Here is a 16,763-nt window from a genome sequence, read left to right on the forward strand (position 1 = left end):
CACTCACCACCTCCAAGCAGTTTTTTTACGCCCCCCGCCGCCCCCGCCCCCCCCCGGCGGGGGGGGCCCCCCCGCGCCCCGCGCGCCCCCCCCCCCCCCCCCCGCCGAGTCGTTCCCGGCCGCCGAAACCGGGGGCACTTCACGCCGAACCGGAGGGACACTTCACGCCGAGAAGGGGACCATCCACGACACCTCCCGTATCTGTATTGCGCTTGACCGTCCGGATATGCTCCGCCCGTGATCGACTACACGGTTTCCTCGCACATGGCACACGTTGTGCGAGATGCCGCGCTCCGGGCCGGGGTGGCCCACAGTGAACTCGCGTACCTGCCGGGCCTGGAACCCGAGACCCTGGCGGATCCGCTGTTGCGCGTGCCCACCGCGACCCTGATCCGGATGTGGGAACTGATCGCGCACAGCAACCCGACGGGTGCGGGCGTCCGGGCCGCGGAGACGGCCGCGCGCGGGCGGCTGCACGTCTGGGACTACCTGTTCACCACCGCCGGGACGTTCGCCGAAGGCTGCCGCGACGCGGCCCGCTACCTGCCGACCATGACCGACCCGGGCGTCGAGATGACGGTGATCGAAGACGATCGGCGGCTGACCATCACCTACGGCATCGCGCTCTACTCGCCGGCCGCGGTGACCGCCATCGACGAGTTCGCCATGGCACTCATGCTCAAGCGGGCCCGGGACGCACGTGGACCGGGGGTGGTCCCGGTCCACGTCGCCCTCGCACACGAGGCCCCGAAGGACCATCGGCACCTGATCGAGGCCTTCGGCACCCGGTCCATCGACTTCGGCACCCGGGCGAACTCGATGACCTTCCTCGATCTGGACGCCGGGCCGCCGCGCCCGGCCGGCCCGGACGACGAACTCGGCCTGATCCTGCGCCGCTACGCGGACAACGTGCTGGAGAACGCCCGCCCCGCATCGGGCTGGCACGGCAGGTTCCGGTCCGAGGTCGCCCACGCCCTGGGTGAGGAACTCAGCCTCGAACTGGTCGCCCAACGCATGGCGATGAGCCCGCGCACCCTGCAGCGGCGACTGAGCGACCTGGAGACCACCTGGCGCGACGAGATCGAATCCGTCCGCCACGAACGCGCCGGCACCCTCCTGCGCGAGACCGACCTGCCGATCCAATCCATAGCCGGTCGACTCGGCTACACCGACGCCCGCGCCCTACGCCGCGCCTTCCAGCGCTGGACCGGCCAAACCCCCGACGCCTACCGCCGCGCCACAGCCTCCCGCCCGTAGCCCGGGAAGGTGATCCTTCCCCACCGGCGTTCGATTCACCAACAGGTCGCCGCCGTCGGCACGTCCCGGCCACGTTCTGCCACGTACGACGGCCGCCGAACAACAGCGCCTCGGCCGAGCCGCTCCCGTGGCATCGGCGCATCGCGCCCCCGGGGACCCACCCCACAACGGACGCAAGCCCGCCCGAGGCGACCACCGCAACCGTCGCCACCACGGCGCGCGGCCGACGGTCGCGATGTCGTCCGCGGCCCGTAGGGTCGACCGCCATGGCAGCACTCGGTATCGACGACCCCGTGGCCACCCGCCCGGCCCGGCTCCCCCGCACGTACCTGGTCTGGCTCGCCGGCACCCAGGCCTCGCTGCTGGGCGACGCCGCCCTGTACTTCGCCCTCGGCTGGGCCGCAGCCGCACACGGCGGCCGCACCGCGGCACTGGTCCTCACCGCCGTGACGCTGCCACGCACCCTGCTCCTGCTGCTCGGCGGTGCGGTCGGCGACCGGTTCGGCGCGCGTCGCGTACAGATCGTCGGCGACGCCGCGATGCTCGTGGTCACGCTCGGACTCGCGATCGCGGCCTACCGGTTGGGCACGCCCGTCTGGCTGCTCGTCACGATCGCCGCGCTGATCGGCGTGGTCGACGCGTTCCATCTGCCGGCCACCGGCTCGATGCCGCGCCGGTTGGTCGGTCCGGCGCAACTCCCCCGGGCCTTGGCCATGCGTCAGGCCGGTGGTCAGATCGCCGCGCTGCTCGGCGCGCCGCTGGGGGCCGTACTCATCGCCTCCGGCGGACCGGCCGGCGCGGCCCTCCTCGACGCGGGAACCTTCGCGGTGGTCCTGGTCGTACTGGTCTGCATCCGGCCCGCCTTCGACGTCGAACGCGCCTCCCGGGACGAGCGCCTGACGACCGGAGCCGTCGCCGGGGTCAAGCTCGCCTTCGCCGACCCCGTCCTGCGCCCCGCACTGCTGATGACCGCCGTCGCGGCCGGATTCCTGCTGCCCGTGGTGTCCCTGTTGAACCCGTTGCTGGCGCGCCGCCACGGGTGGGACGCGGGCGCCGCCGGGCTGGTGGCCGGCGGCCAGAGTCTGGGGATGATCGCGGTGGCGCTGCTGGTCACCCGCCGGGGCCAGATGCAGCGCATCGGCGTGGGCGCGGCCGCGGGGTTGTGTGTCGCCGCGGTCGGGATCGCCGGAGTCGCCTTCGCCCCGACCGTCGTGGTCGGGGCGATCGCGGGCATCGTCGTCGGCGTCGGCTCCGGGATGTTCGCCTGCCACATCGGCCCCTTGGTCCTGACCGGCGTTCCCGACACCCATCTGTCCCGGATGCAGGCACTGCTCACCCTCGTCCAGAGCGCGGCACTGCTCCTGGCCAACAACGCCCTGGGCGCACTCGCCGACGGCACCGGCCCGACGACCGCAACCGCTGTGTGCGCCGCCGCGATCGGGGCCGCGGGCGTCGCGGGCCTGCTCAACGGACCGATGCGCGGTCTACTGCGGCCGGCGTAGGGGACACGTTGTTTCCGGTTCTGTGTCCGGTTCTGTGTCCGGTTCTGTGTCCGGTTCTGTGTCCGGTTCCGCTTCCGCTTCCGGCCAGTTGATCGCGTAGTGCTTGAGGTCGGCGTCCTCCTTGGTCAGCCGCATGCCGACTGCCGTCATCACGTGTTGGGAGGCGATGTTGTCGTGCGCGGTGTCGCCCTTTACCCGGGAGACGCCCGCCTCCCAGGCGAAGCGCAGGAGTTCGCGCAGGGCCTCGGTCGCGTAGCCGTGGCCCCGGGCCGCCGGGATCAGGCCGTAGCCGATGGTGACGGTACCGCTCGCATCGGGTGCTCCGTGAAAGCCGAGCCCACCGATCGCCCGTCCGTCGGCGCGGCGGCGGATCTCGTAGTTGCCGAACGGCCCCGGATCACCGCTGCTCGCACAGGTGTCGAGAAACCGCCGACCTCCGGCGACGTCGCCCTGCGTCGGATAGCCGGACGCCCAGTGCGCGTCGTCGGCCGGCGTACCGGCCACCACCCGCTCCGTCTCCGCGACCGTCAGCGGATGCAGCACGAGCCGTGTGGTTTCGAGGTCTCCCATGGGGGTCTGGGCTATCACGGCGAAGTACCGGGCCGCATGCGAATTTCGGGCCCGGCTCCCGCCGCCGCGCGTGCTCGGGCGGCGGCACCCGGGACCCCGTACTCCGGTACTACCCGGTCACAGAGCACCGGCTCACTCGGCAGCTCGGCCACTCGGCTGCCCGGCCCCGGGCGCCCGGCTGCCCGAGCGACCCCCTGCGCGCCCGAGCACGGCGTACCAGGGTGTGTCGGGCCCCTCAACGGCGAACAAGCGTCGTCCGTCACTCCTTGCGCGCCACCAGCACCTGCATGCCGCGCCGTCCGGGTTCGTTGCGTTCGAGGGTCAGGCCGACCGCGCGACAGCGGTCGGCGAGCCAGGTCGGGGCGATCCGGAGCTTGGAGTAGCTGCCGACGTGCTGGGTCCAAGCGGTGCCGTCGTGGACGTGCAGGAGGTCGTATACGAGGACGGTGTCGTCGTCCGGATACTCCAGGAAGCACGTGAGCACCCGGTTGTCGGTGCTCCGGACCGGGATGAATCGGTCTATTCCGTGCAGCGTTTCGGTCAGATCCCGATACGTGACGACGAGCCGACCGCCGGGCGCGAGGGCCTTCGCAATGTCGCCGAGCAGCGCCGTCACGTCATCCTTCGAGGACAGGTGGGTGAGGGTGTCGCCCATGCATACGACGGCTGCGACCTCGCCCGGCGCGGTGAGCCCGGGCAGTACGGTGCGGATGTCCTCGTGGACCGGCTCGATCGCCGGCAATCCGGCCACGTGTTCGGCGAGTTCGGCGAGCAGGATGCGACTGGTGTCGACCCCGAAGACCCGGGTGAAGCCCAGGCCCGCCAGCGCCAGACTCTGATTGCCCGGCCCACACCCCAGGTCCACCGAGATCGCGGATGTCTCCGTCGGCGCGATACCCAGTTCGGCGAGCAACTCGGTCTGCTCGGCGACGATCGGCGCCAATTCGCCGCCCAACATCCAGGTGTAGTTCTCGGCGAGTAGCCGCTCGTAGTGGTCGGCGGCGGCGCTGGTCATACCGGGACTCCCGTTCGAACGTTCCAGCAAAACTTCGAGACCTACGCGGTGGCGACGAGCGAGGCGCGGGTGAGCACGGCCTGCTCCCCGCTCGTCGGGAGCGCAACGGTGGTGGCGGGCATCCAGGTCGGCACGACCACGGGCACGGGGGTCGGGATCGGCATCAGGATCGGCATCGGGGCCGGAATCCGGGTCGACGTCGGCGCGTCGGTCGCGACAGCGGCGGCGGCAGCCGTACCGGCAACAACCGTCGGCTCCACGGTCGGCGTGTCGACGCCCGCGCTCACGACCGCCGGAACGACCGTCACTGTGACCGCCTTGGGCGTCACCACGAACCGCAGGAACAGGAACCGGGCGATCCCCGCGGCACCGGAGGCCGTCAGGTAGACCGCCTGCTCCTTGAGCACCCCCGGAGCGGACTGCAGCGCGTGCAGCGTCAGCATCGCGCCGGTGGTGAACAGGTAGGAGACCCCCGCCGAGAACGCCGACTGCAGGTGGACCCGACCGCGGGCCCGACCCGCGCCGAAGGTGAACCGGCTGTGCAACTCGGTGGCCAGCAGCGTGAAGACCACGGTCACCACGGCGTTGGCGACGACGATGGACATGTGACCGGACAGGGCCACGAGCACCGCGCTCGACGCCAGCCCGGTGCCACCACCGAAGAAGACGAAACGCATGAACGCGGCTACTGTCCCCGACTTGGTTGCGGCGTTCATGGGTCCCCCGGTCGTCTTCTTCGACTGATCCTCGTCTTCGGCTCCTTAAATCTAGGGGCGATCAAGGGGCAGGGAATCAGTCGTGTGTAGGTACTGCCGTTACTGCTTGGGGAGGACCCGCCCCTAGGGGTACTACTCCCGACGACGCACTGAGGGGGTGACAAAAGTACGCCCTCGCTCCTACCCCGAGCGTCACCTACGTCCCCGGGATCAGCACCCACCGACCGGCCGTCCCTCCCTCGCCCCGGAACGCCCGCGGCGCGACCGCCTGTTCGCTCCGGCCCCGTAAACAGCCCGGTCCCCGGGTGCGGCCCGTACGTTGCAAGGGTCTACCGAACCGATCTGGGGCAACGCCGGCGACCGGTGAGTACGGGCAGCGCCACGCGCGGTTCCACGTCGTCCTCGGGGCGGGGATCGCCGATCGTGCCGGGAGTTGCACCTCAGGGTTCGAGTAAGGGATGTCGCGGTGAGGGGGTGCCCTCGGCGCTGGTCGATCCGAGGGACGGGCGTCAAGGGGGCGGTGCTCGGCCGAGCCGGCATCGACGCCAACGCCCCTGGCCGCATGTCCGCCCGCGCGATCCGGCCCGCCCCTGCCCGGCGTCGCCCGCACAGCCTGGCCTGCGCGGGCCACCGCCACGGCCGCGCCGCCCACGGCCAGGCCCGCGGCGCACGGCCCGTGCAGCCCCCATGATCATCCCGATCCCGTCGCCCGGAGAATTGGCGGGCGACGTACCGGCCGCCGCACTCGACGAGGAACAAGGAATGAGGACCCCGGCATGCCCTTGAGCGACCTGCCCTTGACCGACCTGGAAGATTTCCGCCCGGTGATACCGCGACCGGACGACTTCGACGCCTTCTGGGCCCGCACGCTCGCCGAGGCCGACATGCACCCCCTCGACCCGACCTTCACACCCGAGTCCGGCCCGCTGACCGAGGTGGACGTGTACGACGTGTCCTTCGCGGGATACGCCGGTCAGCGCGTACACGCCTGGCTGCTCCTGCCCACCCGTCGAACCGGCCCGCTCCCGTGCGTCGTCGAATTCCCGGGCTACGGCGGCGGACGTGGTCTGCCTCACGAGCAACTCCTCTACGTCGCGGCCGGGTTCGCCTACCTCGTGGTGGATGTACGCGGTCAGGGCGGCGTTTGGCGCAGCGGCGACACCGGCGACGACGCGCCGGCGGGCAGCGGCTCCACCCATCCGGGTTTCATGACCCGTGGCATCACCGACCCGGACCTGTACTACTACCGCCGGGTGTTCGTCGACGCGGTACGCGCCGTCGCCACGGCCCGCAGCCACCCGGCCATCGATCCGACCAGGATCGCGATGGTCGGCGAGAGTCAGGGCGGCGGCATCGCACTCGCCGCTTCCGGCCTGGTCCCCGACCTGACCGCGGTGGTGGCCGAAGTCCCGTTCCTGTGCCACTTCCGGCGGGGCGCCGACATCGCCGCGACCGGCCCGTACGGCGAACTCGCCCGCTACCTCGCGGCCCACCGTGACCACACCGATCAAGTGTTCCGCACCCTGGGCTACTTCGACGCGGTCAACCATGTCACCCGCGCAACCGCACCGGCGTTGTTCAGCGTGGCGCTGATGGACACCACCTGCCCGCCGTCCACGGTGTTCACCGCCTACCACCGCTACCCGGGGGCCAAGCGGATCGAGGTCTACCCCTTCAACGACCACGAAGGCGGCGGCGCCTTCCAGGACGGGGTACGCCTTACCTACCTCCACACCGCCTTCAACGCCTGACCACCGGTCGGGCACGCCATCGAAATCCGGGCCGCGTCACGTCCCCCGTCCCGCCACCGGGCCGGCCCGGCCACACCGCTTTCGCCACCGGAGGCCGAACCGGGGAAGCAACCAGCGAACCACCCCCGGACCGACGGCGTCCCGACCCCGCACCACGTCGAAGAACGTCCGCGAACCGGATCGCCTAGTGGGCGGGGGGTGGGTCGCCGAGGGGGCGGGTAGGCGGGCCAGGCGGTTGCCGAACCGCCGGGTGGCGGCTGCGGTTCGAATCATCGCCTCAGCGGTGGGGGCCGTGTCGGCCGAGGGTCTCCACGGGGGTCGCGTCGGGGCGGGTCCACTGCGGCACCGGGCGGCTGGTCGGGCCCCAGCCGGCGTTCCCCTCGTGGTCCGAACGCCAGTACCAGCACGGGCTGTGCCCCTCGGGCCGGTCCTCGGGGTTGTCCTCCCACGCCTCGCCGCGGCCGTAGGGCGTGATGTCGAGCAGGCCGAAGGACCCGGTGACCGGCTCGTTGCCACGGCCCGTCGTGGAATAGGTGAGGAAGGCACGGTCGCCGTCGCGCAGGAAACCGGTGATGAAACCCATCGGGCCGCCGACCGGCCCCTCCACGTCGCGAACCGAGTACCAGGGCTGGGTGTAGCCCATGAACTCGACGTACGAGGCCACCTCGTCCCAGCGACCCGTGGTCAGGATCGCGAACGAGACGCCGCGGGCGGCGAGGTAGACGGCGTCCTTCAGGTGCCAGGCCACCATGGTGCAGCCCTCGCACTGCCCCTGGTGCGGTGCGCCGTCGTACCACATGTGCTTGTAGACCACGAGTTCGTCGCGGCCCTGGAACAGGTCCAGGAACGGGACCGGGCCGTCGGGTCCGACCACCTCGACCGTCCCGTCGAACTCCACCATCGGAAGCCGGCGCCGGGCCGCGGCCAGGGCGTCGCCTTCGCGGGTGTGGGCCTTCTCCCGGGCCAGCAGCTCGTCACGGGCGGCCTGCCAGGTGGCCGGATCGACGATGGGCGGGCGGCCCGGCAGCGCGGCGGCCGGATCACTCGGCGTGTTCGTCATGGTGTCCTCCGTGGTGTCTCGTGCCGGTGGCGTCGTCCGACGTCCTACAGCCGCCCGGTCGACGTCTTCCTGCAACGGTCACCGGAAGAGACTCCCGACCCGCCCGAAACTCATCGGCGTCGCGCCGCCGGGCGCACGGACGCGCTCTCGATGCCGAGGATGGCGGCGCACTCGACGCGATGTCGGCGGTAGCCGGCGTCGACCCGGATCTTGCGGATGCACGGGTCGGCGCGCTTCCCACCCCGCGGGTTCCGGGTGACGCCGACGCACCGACGCACCGACGTGCCGACGGCAAGCGGGCACGGCCAAGGGCCCCGGTCGGGTCAGGGATCCCGAACGGGGCCCTTCGGTGCGGCGGCTCAGCCGCAGCAGCCGCCCGCCGATTCGCCGGCGCCCGCGGCGACGGGCACGCCGGAATCGGTGCCGGCGGGGAGGCAGCAGGCGCTGTCGGTGTCCTTGGTCAGGGTGTCGGCGTCGCCCTTGACGACGTAGACCTCCCACGGCTCGTTCCCGGGGCCGTGCACCCACACCTTGTCCTGCACGGCGTAGCAGCAGGAGGTGTCGTTCTCCTCCAGGGTGATCAGGCCGGACTCGCTCAGCCGGGTGGTGGCGGCGTCGACCTCGTCGGTGGTCTCGACCTCGACGCCGAGGTGGTCCATGACGGTGTCCTGACCGGCTTCGCCCTGGATCAGGACGAGCTTGAGGGGCGGGGTGGCGATGGCGAAGTTGGCGTAGCCCTCGCGGAGCTTGGCGGGCTCGGTACCGAAGAGCTTGGTGTAGAAGGCGATCGAGGCGTCGAGGTCGCCGACGCGCAGGGCGAGTTGGGCGCGGGACATGGTGATACCTCCGGGCATGGGGCCGGTCACGGGGATGCGCGGCGAGAGGCCGCACCCCTGCTTCGACGGTTGTCGATACAGAAGAGCTTGGCTCCTGGATCGACATCTGTCAATATCGACGTATGTCGAATCAGATGGCGGTCGAGACGGTCGGACCAAGCGCGGCGCCGTGCTGCCCTCCGGTGGCGCGCGAGCCGCTGGCCGCATCGGCGGCCGAGCGGTATGCCGCGATGTTCAAGGCACTGGGCGACCCGGTCCGATTGCGGTTGTTCTCGATGATCGCCTCACGCGGCGGGGACGAGGTGTGCGTGTGCGACATCCTCGACGTCGGGGTCTCCCAGCCCACGGTCAGCCACCATCTGAAGAAGCTGCGCGAGGCCGGGCTGATCACCGGCGAGCGGCGCGGGACATGGGTGTACTACCGGCCCGTCGCCGGGACCACGTCCGCACTGTCCGCGCTGCTGGCCACGGACGCCTGACCGGCGGGCACGTGCGACCGGCCGTCGCGGGCGACTGCGGTTGCGGCCGGGCCGGATGTTACGGCCGCAGGCCGCAGCTGCGTGCGACCGGCCACCGCGTCCGTACGACCGGCCGTTGCAACCGACCGCAGTCGCGTACGACCAGCCGTCGCGTCCGACCGGTCACCTGGCCGCCGGTGCCTGGTCCCGCCGCGCGCGGCGCCCCAGCGCCAGGGAGACGTAGACCAGCGCGACCAGGACGGGCACCTCGATCAGCGGCCCCACCACGCCGGCCAGGGCCTGTCCGGAGGTGACGCCGAAGGTGCCGATGGCCACCGCGATGGCCAGCTCGAAGTTGTTGCCCGCCGCGGTGAACGCCAGCGTCGCGGTGCGGTCGTACGGGAGGCCGATGCCGCGCCCGATGGCGTACGAGCCGAACCACATCACGGCGAAGTACACGAGCAGGGGCAGCGCGATCCGCGCCACGTCCCCGGGCTCGTCGGTGATGGTGTCGCCCTGCAGGGCGAACAGGACCACGATCGTGAACAACAGCCCGTACAGGGCGACCGGTCCGATCCTCGGGAGGAACCTGTTCTCGTACCAGTCGCGGCCCTTCGCCCGTTCGCCCTGACGACGGGTCAGGTACCCGGCCAGGAGCGGGATGCCGAGGAAGACGATCACGTTGAGGGCGATTCTTCGGAACGACACGTCCAGGTGTTCGCCGTCGCCGAGTCCGAGCCGGCCGGGAAGCACGTCGAGGTAGAACCAACCCAGCACGCCGAACATGACGACCTGGAAGACCGAGTTGAGCGCGACCAGGACTGCGGCGGCCTCGCGGTCACCGCACGCGAGGTCGTTCCAGATGATCACCATGGCGATGCATCGCGCGAGGCCGACGATGATCAACCCGGTGCGGTACTCGGGCAGGTCGGCCAGGAAGATCCAGGCCAGGGCGAACATGACCGCCGGGCCGACGATCCAGTTCACCACGAGCGACGACGCCATGAGCCTGCGGTCGCCGGTGACGGTGTCGAGCCGGTCGTAACGCACCTTCGCCAGGACCGGGTACATCATCAGCAGCAGCCCCAGGGCGATCGGCAGCGAGATCCCGCCGACCTCGACCTCGGCCAGCACGTCGTCCATGCCGGGGACGGCCTTGCCCAGGCCGATGCCGATCGCCATCGCCAGGCCGATCCACACGGGCAGGTACCGGTCGAGGCCGGAGAGCTTGCCGGCGACCGCGACGGCCCCCTCGGGCGTGCCCGACCGGTTGTCGGTGGCGGTCATCGGACGGGCCGGTACGGCGCACGCGGCCGGTTGTCGGTGGCGGTCATCAGCAGGGCCTCTTCCGGGCGTTGGCGACGGTGTCGCGTGCGGTGTCGGCGAGTTCGCCCAGGGCGGCGGCGACGGCGCCGATGCCCTCGGGCCTGAGCCGGTAGTAGACGAATCGTCCGCACGGCTCGGTGTCGACAAGGCCGGCCTCGCGCAGCACCTTGAGGTGGTTGGACAGATTCGTCTGTTTGGCGCCGGTCTCCTCGATCAGGTGGCACACGCACAGCGACTCGCCCGCCAGCAGCGTCACGATCCGCAGCCGCAGCGGGTCCGCCAACGCTCTCAATACATCAGCATCGACTGACATCATCATGGGCTGATACGTTACCGGCACCGGGCGCCGGAGCGAACCCCGCCCCCGCCGCTCCCTGCCGTCCCGCCGCTCCCCGCCGGCCGCGCCACGCGTCGGCGGCACGTCCCCGGAAGGATCTCCCCGTGGTCGAGAAGCCGTCCGTGCTGTTCGTCTGTGTCCACAACGCCGGCCGCTCCCAGATGGCCGCCGGCTTTCTCGAACACCTCGGCGCCGGCCGCGTCGAGGTCCGCTCCGCCGGCTCGATCCCCGGCGAGCGGGTCAATCCGGCCGCCGTCGAGGCCATGAACGAGGTCGGCATCGACATCTCCGCCGCGACGCCGAAGATGCTGACCCCCGACGCGGTGCGGGCGTCCGACGTGGTGATCACCATGGGCTGCGGCGATGCCTGCCCGGTCTTCCCCGGCAAGCAATACCTCGACTGGGCCCTCGACGACCCCGCCGGCCGGGGCGTCGAGGCCGTACGCCCGATCCGCGACGAGATCGAACGCCGCGTCCGCGCACTCGTCGACGAACTGCTGCCCACCGGCTGACCGCCCGGGCGCCGCGGCCCTTCCGTACCAGCCCATCCATCGACTATCGTCGATTGTCGATGAATGAAAACGTGCCGCACCCTCGGACCCTGGATGCCGATACCGCGACGACCTACGCGACCTGGTTCAAGGCACTCGCCGACCCCACCCGGGTGCGCCTGCTCAACCTCCTGGCCGTCGAGCGCCGGCCGATGAGCGTCGGCGAGATCGTCGAACGCTCCGAGGTCGGCCAGTCCACCGTCTCGCATCACCTCAAGCAACTCGCCGAGGTGCGGTTCGTCCTCACCGACAAACGCGGCACATCCGTGTACTACCGGGTCAACGCCGCGTGCCTGTCCTGCTTCCCCACCGCCGCCGACGCCGTCATGGGCAACCCCGTGCCGGACCCGGCCGCCACACCGTGCGAGGAGACACCATGAGCGACAGCCTCCCGGTCGACCTCTCCCCGGACGCCATCCACGATCGCTACACCGCCGCCGCCCGCCGAGCCGCCGCCGGGGAACACCTCACCGACCCGTGCGACACGGACCGTTTCGGCCCCGCCCTCTACGACGACACCACGGACGTACCCGCGGGCGCCGTCGCCGCGAGCCTGGGCTGCGGCAATCCGCTCGCCGTCGCCGACCTGCACGAGGGCGAGACCGTCCTGGACCTGGGCTCCGGCGCGGGCCTGGACGTCCTGCTCTCCGCCCGCCGGGTCGGCCCCACCGGCCGCGCCATCGGCTTGGACATCACCGACGAAATGCTCGACCTCGCCCGCCGCCACGCGGCCGAAGCAGGCGCCGACAACGTCGAGTTCCTGCGCGGTCGCATCGAGGACATCCCCCTGCCCGACGCGTCCGTGGACGTCGTCCTCTCCAACTGCGTCATCACCCTGTCCCCCGACAAACCGAGGGTGTTCGCCGAGATCACCCGCGTCCTGCGGCCCGGCGGTCGACTCGGCGTCAGCGACCTGATCGCCGACACCGAACCCGACGCCCGCTCGAACCCGGCCGACCCGACCGGCTGCCTCGCCGGCGCCATCACCGCGACCACCTACACCGCGATGCTCCGCGCGGCCGGCCTGAGGGAGATCACCGTCACCCCCACCCACGAGGCCGCCCCGGGCATCCACGCCGCAATCGTCCGGGCCCACCGCCCACACCCCCACCCGGCCTGAGCCCACCCCCGTACCCGCGCCGGCCGCACCGACTCCCCGATACGGCACGGCAACCTGCCGGGTTGCGCCGGCCGAAGGGAATGACCCGGCAGTGCGACGACCTCGCCGCTCAGGCGTGAAGGTCCACCCAGGTATCGCCGGCCCGAAGCCACAGCACACCATCCCGCCCCTGACCGCACCCCAGGACAACGCGACCGGGCGTTCGGATCCTGCGCTCTTCGACGGTCTCCCATACGGTTCCGGTCAGTTCGGCGCGGGTGATGTGTGTGGAGCGCCGATTGTGGTCACGTTTGGTCAGCAGCATGCGGTTGCCGTGAACGGCGATACCGTCCGGTGCGGTCACCGGGCTGGGCCAACTGGTCACGACTCCGGTGGCCGGGGTGATCCGGGTGAGGAACGTGCCACCGTGTCGGGTGCCGGAGTACCAGGCCAACCACACATGGTCCCGTTCGGTCGCGGCCGCGCAGCCTTCGAGCGGGGTGTCGGGAAGTCGGCCTTCCGGCACCCAAGTTGCCCGACCGTCGGAATTCCAGCCGGCGAGCCCGGCTGCCGATTCGGGGTGTCCTCCGTAGATGCCTTCGTCGCCGTAGGCCGTCCAGATCACCCCACGGGCGTCGGTCGTCAGCACGGGGATGTCGTCGCCGATACAGAACTCGCGCTCCGGCTCTCCATCGGGTGAGTACACCGTCGCGTTCGGCGCCCAGACGCCCTGTCCGTCGTGGCTCGTGCGACCGCCGACCAGCAGAATCCGAGAGCCTGGCAGGAGGGCGATGTGCCTGGGGCGGATCTGGAGGTCCTTGAGACGCCGACGCCGAACGCTCCCGTCCGCGCTGCGTATCACCAACACGCCGTCGAACGGCATGGACGGGGTCCAGCCCATCCAGCCCTTGACGTAGCGACTCCGCCGCAGGTGCCGTCGATGGACCAGCAGGACCGCGAGCTCGCCGCTCGGCCCGACACTCCACCACAGGGCACGTCGCCGGGCGCCCCGGAGATCGGCAAAGGCCGGACGCCATACCTTGCGCACCACGATGGCTGTCGCCACGCATGCCCCCGCTTTGACCCTCGGCACCCCGGCGGTGCAACCCGGAGGAGCCTAGCGCCATGGGAGGCCGCTGCCGACGGGACGCACGACACACCGACACCACGAACCGATCCGGTCACAGATCATCAAGGGCTGTCCTGCAACGGCCGGCCCGCCGGGCTGATGGCATGATCTCGGGATGGTCGGCGAACCTACGCAGCAGGGTTCCGCGAAGTATGTCCTTTTTGACGTCGATGGGACGTTGATCGACGCGGTGGCCAACCAGCGCCAAGTCTGGGAGACATGGGCGGTGCGCTGAGGACTCGACCCGGCCGCGGTCTACTCGCGATGTGGAGTCCGGCCGTGCGAGCAGGGATGAAGCGATGACATTGCGTTCCGATGTGGCCGAGTTGCTGGCGGGGGTCGGCATCATCGACGTGGACGTCGACGATGCCGTCGCGGACGAGCACGTGCGATCGGCCGCGTACCGACGCGTCGTCCTGGTGACCGCTTCCTCCCGGAGCCGCGACCGAGACCGCGCGATCGTGGCCACGATCCTGCGCGACCCCATGGAGATGGTGTCCAAGTCGGCGGTGGTCGACCTCGTGGACAGGATCGCGACGAGAGCGACCGGTCCTGCCGAGTTCCGCCGGTGGTCGGCCGAACTACTGCCGGAGATCGACCATCTCAAGACGGAGGACCACCGCGAGTTCATCCGCCGCCGCATCCACGACTGGCTGTTCTATCTGTCCATCGAGGACGGTCACGTGCCGACATCGGTCGAATTGGCGAAGGTCGCGGACCGTATGCAGCGCCTCCTCGCCGAGAAGTCGACGTCGCCGGCGGTACTCGCCCTGCTCGCCGAGTCCGGCAGCAGCAGGAAGATTCGAAACATCGCGAAGAACCGAGCCGGAAGCCGCAGGTTGAGAGCGCGATGAGTCGGTGGTGGCAATCGGCGGGCGCGCCGACTGCCTCACCCACCGGTCCGCCGGGACTGGGATCACCGCACCGATGCCGGGCTTGCGCAGGTGGTTCGTGGCCGGCCGGCCCTTGCCCCGCGCCCCCTTGCGCAAGCTCGGCCTCGCCGGATAGCCGACGAGTTCGCGCAGTGGCGACCGCATCCGCATCCGCATCCGCGTCACCTCGAAGATCACTTGCGGGACAACCTTTGCACGATGCCTCGCCCGCACCCCGGCGACCCGCGCACCGCCCGCCGGCGGCCCGGCACGAACGTAGGGCGCGATCCGGCGGATCAGTGTGTGCGGGGCCTGGTTTCGGCGGCCAGGGGCGGCAGGTCGACGGTGTCCGCCGCGGGCGGCGCGGTGACGTCGACCGGTTTGCCGAGATCGGACCAGTCGATGGTGCCGTACTCCGGATCCGTCAGCCGAACGGGCACCGGATTGCCCGTGGCGGGCACGTACAGGCGCGATTCGTTGCCGTCGTCGCCGTTGGGGACGGCTACGACGATCGTTCGCGTACCACCGAGGGACTCCTCCGAGCGTCGTTGCGTGTCGGACTTCCAATCCGAGACGACCGTCGCGACGTTGCCGTACTCCGCGGTCTCGGTGACGTCCTCGAAACGCGAGTTGTTCACCTTGATCCGGACGTACTTGTCGTGGAGCAGGGCCGCGGCGTTCGGGTCGGCGAGCCTGCCGGAGGCCGTCCAGTAGTTCCCGGTGGCCTTGAGGTACAGGTCCGGGCCGACCCGGCGCAGGTCCAGCCGATGTTCGCCGTACGTCATGGAACCGACGTAGTTCTTCCTGCGGTGGTCGTAGCGAAGGTCGAAGCCGATACGCGTGTTCGGGTGCGAGGATCGGATGTCCCCGACGGCACGCACGGTCGAGATCCCGGTGCCCGCCGCCTGGATCCTCGCCTTCAGCGCCGTGTCGTCGAGCTTCGTGTTGTCCTCGCCGGGATCACCGACCGGGGAAACAGTGGGGGCACCGGTGGAGCCGACGGCCGACGGAGTGCCGACGATCGCGTTCGAGGTCGAGGTCGAGTCGTTCCCGCACCCGGCCGCGAACAGAATCCCGACTACCACCGTGACGCCAAGGCTGTACTGCCGTGTACGCAATTCATCGCTCCCGGGTGGATCCGTGTCGGCGTCGACCCGACGGTGTTCGGGCCCGCTCGGCACTCCGACGCACCCCGAAGAATCCCGGTTCCCACCGCCGCGGTGAGGGCCGCCCCCGAGCCGGTGCCGGGCACCGAGTCCGGTGAAGGCTTCCCGTCACAGCACGTCTCTGCCCTGACCTACGGCGGGGTGTTGGCGGGGGCCTTCACGCTCTGCACGTCCAACACGCACGCGCCCGGCTCGGCGTCGCGGCCGTCCCGCTCCCACGAAAACACCGGACCCGGCGCGACACTCGACGTCGAGGACGTGCCGCCCGCGTCTCAGTCCGACAGCCGTTCCAGCCTCTCGAACCGCCACTGCAACAGGTCGACGCACGCGTGGATACCCGGCGTCGACGAACCGGCACTCTCACGTATCAACACGAGCGCCTGAACCTTGCGCCCCGACGTGATCAGACGATCCACTTCCGTCTGCACGTCCCGCGAAAGCCGACTCCACAACGCTTCTTCCATGCCGTGGTTCACCGGCCGCCGCCACAGCCCAACACGCCGTACCGCAGTTCCGGTTCCGCTGTCGCCGCCGAAAGGCAACGGCAACGGCAACGTCGAGTCAAGGGCCCCTATCGGGATCAAAGCGCGAGATGCATGATGTGCAGCCCGACATAGCCATGCTTCGGATGCTTGAAGCCCTCCGGCAACGTACCGATCACCTCGAACCCGAGGTCGCGATACAGCCGCACCGCATACACGTTCGTCTCGACCACTGCATTGAACTGCATCGCGCGATACCCCCGCGCACGAGCCCACTCGATCGAGTACTCGCACAGCGCCCGCCCGACCCCCTGACCCGAGCGAGCGGGATCGACCATGTAACTCGCACTCGCGATATGCGAGCCGTTGCCCATGTGATTGCGATTCATCTTCGCCGTACCGAGAACCACCCCGCCCTCGTCCACCGCAACCACGGTCCGAGAAGGCGCCGGCAGGCACCACCACCCACGAGCTTCCTCCGCCCCCAAATCGAGCGGATAGGTGAACGTCTCGCCTGCGGCAACAATCTCGTGAAAGAACGGCCAAATTCCCGCCCAGTCACCCTCGGTGGCTTCCCTGATCAACATCGCCCCAGCATGCCGAGCCACCGACCGCCCCGCCAACCCGTTTCGAGCA

19 protein-coding genes and 1 pseudogene are annotated in these 16,763 nt (G+C 70.5%); 9 read left to right on the top strand and 11 right to left on the bottom strand.

The genetic code is table 11. The features are described 5' to 3' along the window. The first annotated feature begins 237 nt into the window (after positions 1-237). Both ACIBM5_RS37465 and ACIBM5_RS37470 read left to right on the top strand, forming a co-directional pair. Complete coding sequence (locus tag ACIBM5_RS37465) at positions 238-1,257, top strand: helix-turn-helix domain-containing protein (protein WP_396011189.1); 1,020 nt, start codon at positions 238-240, stop codon at positions 1,255-1,257. A 266-nt stretch (positions 1,258-1,523) separates the two neighbouring features. Then, on the top strand, positions 1,524-2,759 hold the full coding sequence (locus tag ACIBM5_RS37470) for an MFS transporter (protein WP_396011190.1): 1,236 nt from the start codon (positions 1,524-1,526) through the stop codon (positions 2,757-2,759). Here the strand turns inward: ACIBM5_RS37470 and ACIBM5_RS37475 are convergent. The 3 genes from ACIBM5_RS37475 to ACIBM5_RS37485 form a co-directional block, all read right to left on the bottom strand. Beyond that, a complete protein-coding gene (locus tag ACIBM5_RS37475) occupies positions 2,742-3,329 on the bottom strand; it encodes a GNAT family N-acetyltransferase (RefSeq protein WP_396011191.1) in 588 nt (195 codons plus the stop codon). The two genes, ACIBM5_RS37470 and ACIBM5_RS37475, sit on opposite strands and share 18 nt — an antisense overlap. Before the next feature lie 259 nt (positions 3,330-3,588). Next, complete coding sequence (locus ACIBM5_RS37480; protein ID WP_396011192.1) at positions 3,589-4,344, bottom strand: class I SAM-dependent methyltransferase; 756 nt, start codon at positions 4,342-4,344, stop codon at positions 3,589-3,591. A gap of 41 nt (positions 4,345-4,385) precedes the next feature. Beyond that, positions 4,386-5,060: a hypothetical protein gene (locus ACIBM5_RS37485; protein WP_396011193.1), complete on the bottom strand. Its 675-nt coding sequence runs from the start codon at positions 5,058-5,060 to the stop codon at positions 4,386-4,388. A gap of 776 nt (positions 5,061-5,836) precedes the next feature. Here ACIBM5_RS37485 and ACIBM5_RS37490 point away from each other — a divergent pair. Further along, positions 5,837-6,811, top strand: a complete 975-nt coding sequence (locus ACIBM5_RS37490) for an acetylxylan esterase (RefSeq protein ID WP_396011194.1) — start codon at positions 5,837-5,839, stop codon at positions 6,809-6,811. A gap of 277 nt (positions 6,812-7,088) precedes the next feature. Here ACIBM5_RS37490 and ACIBM5_RS37495 read toward each other — a convergent pair whose 3' ends face one another. Both ACIBM5_RS37495 and ACIBM5_RS37500 read right to left on the bottom strand, forming a co-directional pair. After that, positions 7,089-7,871, bottom strand: coding sequence for a DUF899 domain-containing protein (locus tag ACIBM5_RS37495; RefSeq protein WP_396011195.1), 783 nt, complete (start codon positions 7,869-7,871; stop codon positions 7,089-7,091). Between the two features lie 359 nt (positions 7,872-8,230). After that, positions 8,231-8,707: an ArsI/CadI family heavy metal resistance metalloenzyme gene (locus ACIBM5_RS37500; RefSeq protein WP_396011196.1), complete on the bottom strand. Its 477-nt coding sequence runs from the start codon at positions 8,705-8,707 to the stop codon at positions 8,231-8,233. Positions 8,708-8,829: 122 nt separating this feature from the next. On the opposite strand from ACIBM5_RS37500, the gene ACIBM5_RS37505 reads away from it, so the two are divergent. Next, positions 8,830-9,186, top strand: coding sequence for an ArsR/SmtB family transcription factor (locus tag ACIBM5_RS37505; protein WP_396011197.1), 357 nt, complete (start codon positions 8,830-8,832; stop codon positions 9,184-9,186). A 162-nt stretch (positions 9,187-9,348) separates the two neighbouring features. Here the strand turns inward: ACIBM5_RS37505 and arsB are convergent, their stop codons facing one another. Together arsB and ACIBM5_RS37515 are read right to left on the bottom strand one after the other, a co-directional pair. Next, entirely contained in the window at positions 9,349-10,452 is a 1,104-nt protein-coding gene (arsB, locus tag ACIBM5_RS37510) for an ACR3 family arsenite efflux transporter (protein WP_396011198.1), read from the bottom strand. A gap of 46 nt (positions 10,453-10,498) precedes the next feature. Then, on the bottom strand, positions 10,499-10,810 hold the full coding sequence (locus ACIBM5_RS37515) for an ArsR/SmtB family transcription factor (protein ID WP_396011199.1): 312 nt from the start codon (positions 10,808-10,810) through the stop codon (positions 10,499-10,501). A 122-nt stretch (positions 10,811-10,932) separates the two neighbouring features. Between ACIBM5_RS37515 and ACIBM5_RS37520 the strand changes: the two genes are divergently transcribed. Genes ACIBM5_RS37520 through ACIBM5_RS37530 form a run of 3 tightly spaced genes read left to right on the top strand, consistent with a single transcriptional unit; the run spans position 10,933 to position 12,499 of the window. Continuing rightward, entirely contained in the window at positions 10,933-11,340 is a 408-nt protein-coding gene (locus ACIBM5_RS37520; protein WP_396011200.1) for an arsenate reductase ArsC, read from the top strand. A 59-nt stretch (positions 11,341-11,399) separates the two neighbouring features. Next, on the top strand, positions 11,400-11,759 hold the full coding sequence (locus ACIBM5_RS37525; RefSeq protein ID WP_396011201.1) for an ArsR/SmtB family transcription factor: 360 nt from the start codon (positions 11,400-11,402) through the stop codon (positions 11,757-11,759). After that, positions 11,756-12,499, top strand: a complete 744-nt coding sequence (locus ACIBM5_RS37530; protein WP_396011202.1) for a methyltransferase domain-containing protein — start codon at positions 11,756-11,758, stop codon at positions 12,497-12,499. Before ACIBM5_RS37525 ends, ACIBM5_RS37530 begins: the two co-directional genes overlap by 4 nt. A 109-nt stretch (positions 12,500-12,608) precedes the next feature. Here the strand turns inward: ACIBM5_RS37530 and ACIBM5_RS37535 are convergent, their stop codons facing one another. Continuing rightward, the gene (locus tag ACIBM5_RS37535; RefSeq protein ID WP_396011203.1) at positions 12,609-13,544 is read right to left on the bottom strand and encodes a hypothetical protein; all 936 of its coding nucleotides are present in this window, start codon (positions 13,542-13,544) and stop codon (positions 12,609-12,611) included. A gap of 178 nt (positions 13,545-13,722) precedes the next feature. On the opposite strand from ACIBM5_RS37535, the pseudogene ACIBM5_RS37540 reads away from it, so the two are divergent. Continuing rightward, a pseudogene (locus ACIBM5_RS37540) lies at positions 13,723-13,839 on the top strand (phosphatase); the annotation flags it as partial. A 67-nt stretch (positions 13,840-13,906) separates the two neighbouring features. Then, positions 13,907-14,461: a hypothetical protein gene (locus ACIBM5_RS37545; RefSeq protein WP_396011204.1), complete on the top strand. Its 555-nt coding sequence runs from the start codon at positions 13,907-13,909 to the stop codon at positions 14,459-14,461. 314 nt (positions 14,462-14,775) lie between these two features. Here the strand turns inward: ACIBM5_RS37545 and ACIBM5_RS37550 are convergent, their stop codons facing one another. The 3 genes from ACIBM5_RS37550 to ACIBM5_RS37560 all read right to left on the bottom strand — a co-directional run bounded on the left by ACIBM5_RS37550 (position 14,776) and on the right by ACIBM5_RS37560 (position 16,714). After that, positions 14,776-15,564, bottom strand: a complete 789-nt coding sequence (locus ACIBM5_RS37550; RefSeq protein ID WP_396011205.1) for a hypothetical protein — start codon at positions 15,562-15,564, stop codon at positions 14,776-14,778. Between the two features lie 353 nt (positions 15,565-15,917). After that, positions 15,918-16,109, bottom strand: coding sequence for a hypothetical protein (locus ACIBM5_RS37555; protein WP_396011206.1), 192 nt, complete (start codon positions 16,107-16,109; stop codon positions 15,918-15,920). A 116-nt stretch (positions 16,110-16,225) separates the two neighbouring features. After that, positions 16,226-16,714 (bottom strand): GNAT family N-acetyltransferase, encoded by a 489-nt coding sequence (locus ACIBM5_RS37560; protein WP_396011258.1) that lies wholly within the window; start codon positions 16,712-16,714, stop codon positions 16,226-16,228. Positions 16,715-16,763 lie beyond the last annotated feature (49 nt).

Origin of the sequence: Embleya sp. NPDC050493 (assembly GCF_044458105.1) — a bacterium.
GTDB lineage: Bacteria > Actinomycetota > Actinomycetes > Streptomycetales > Streptomycetaceae > Embleya.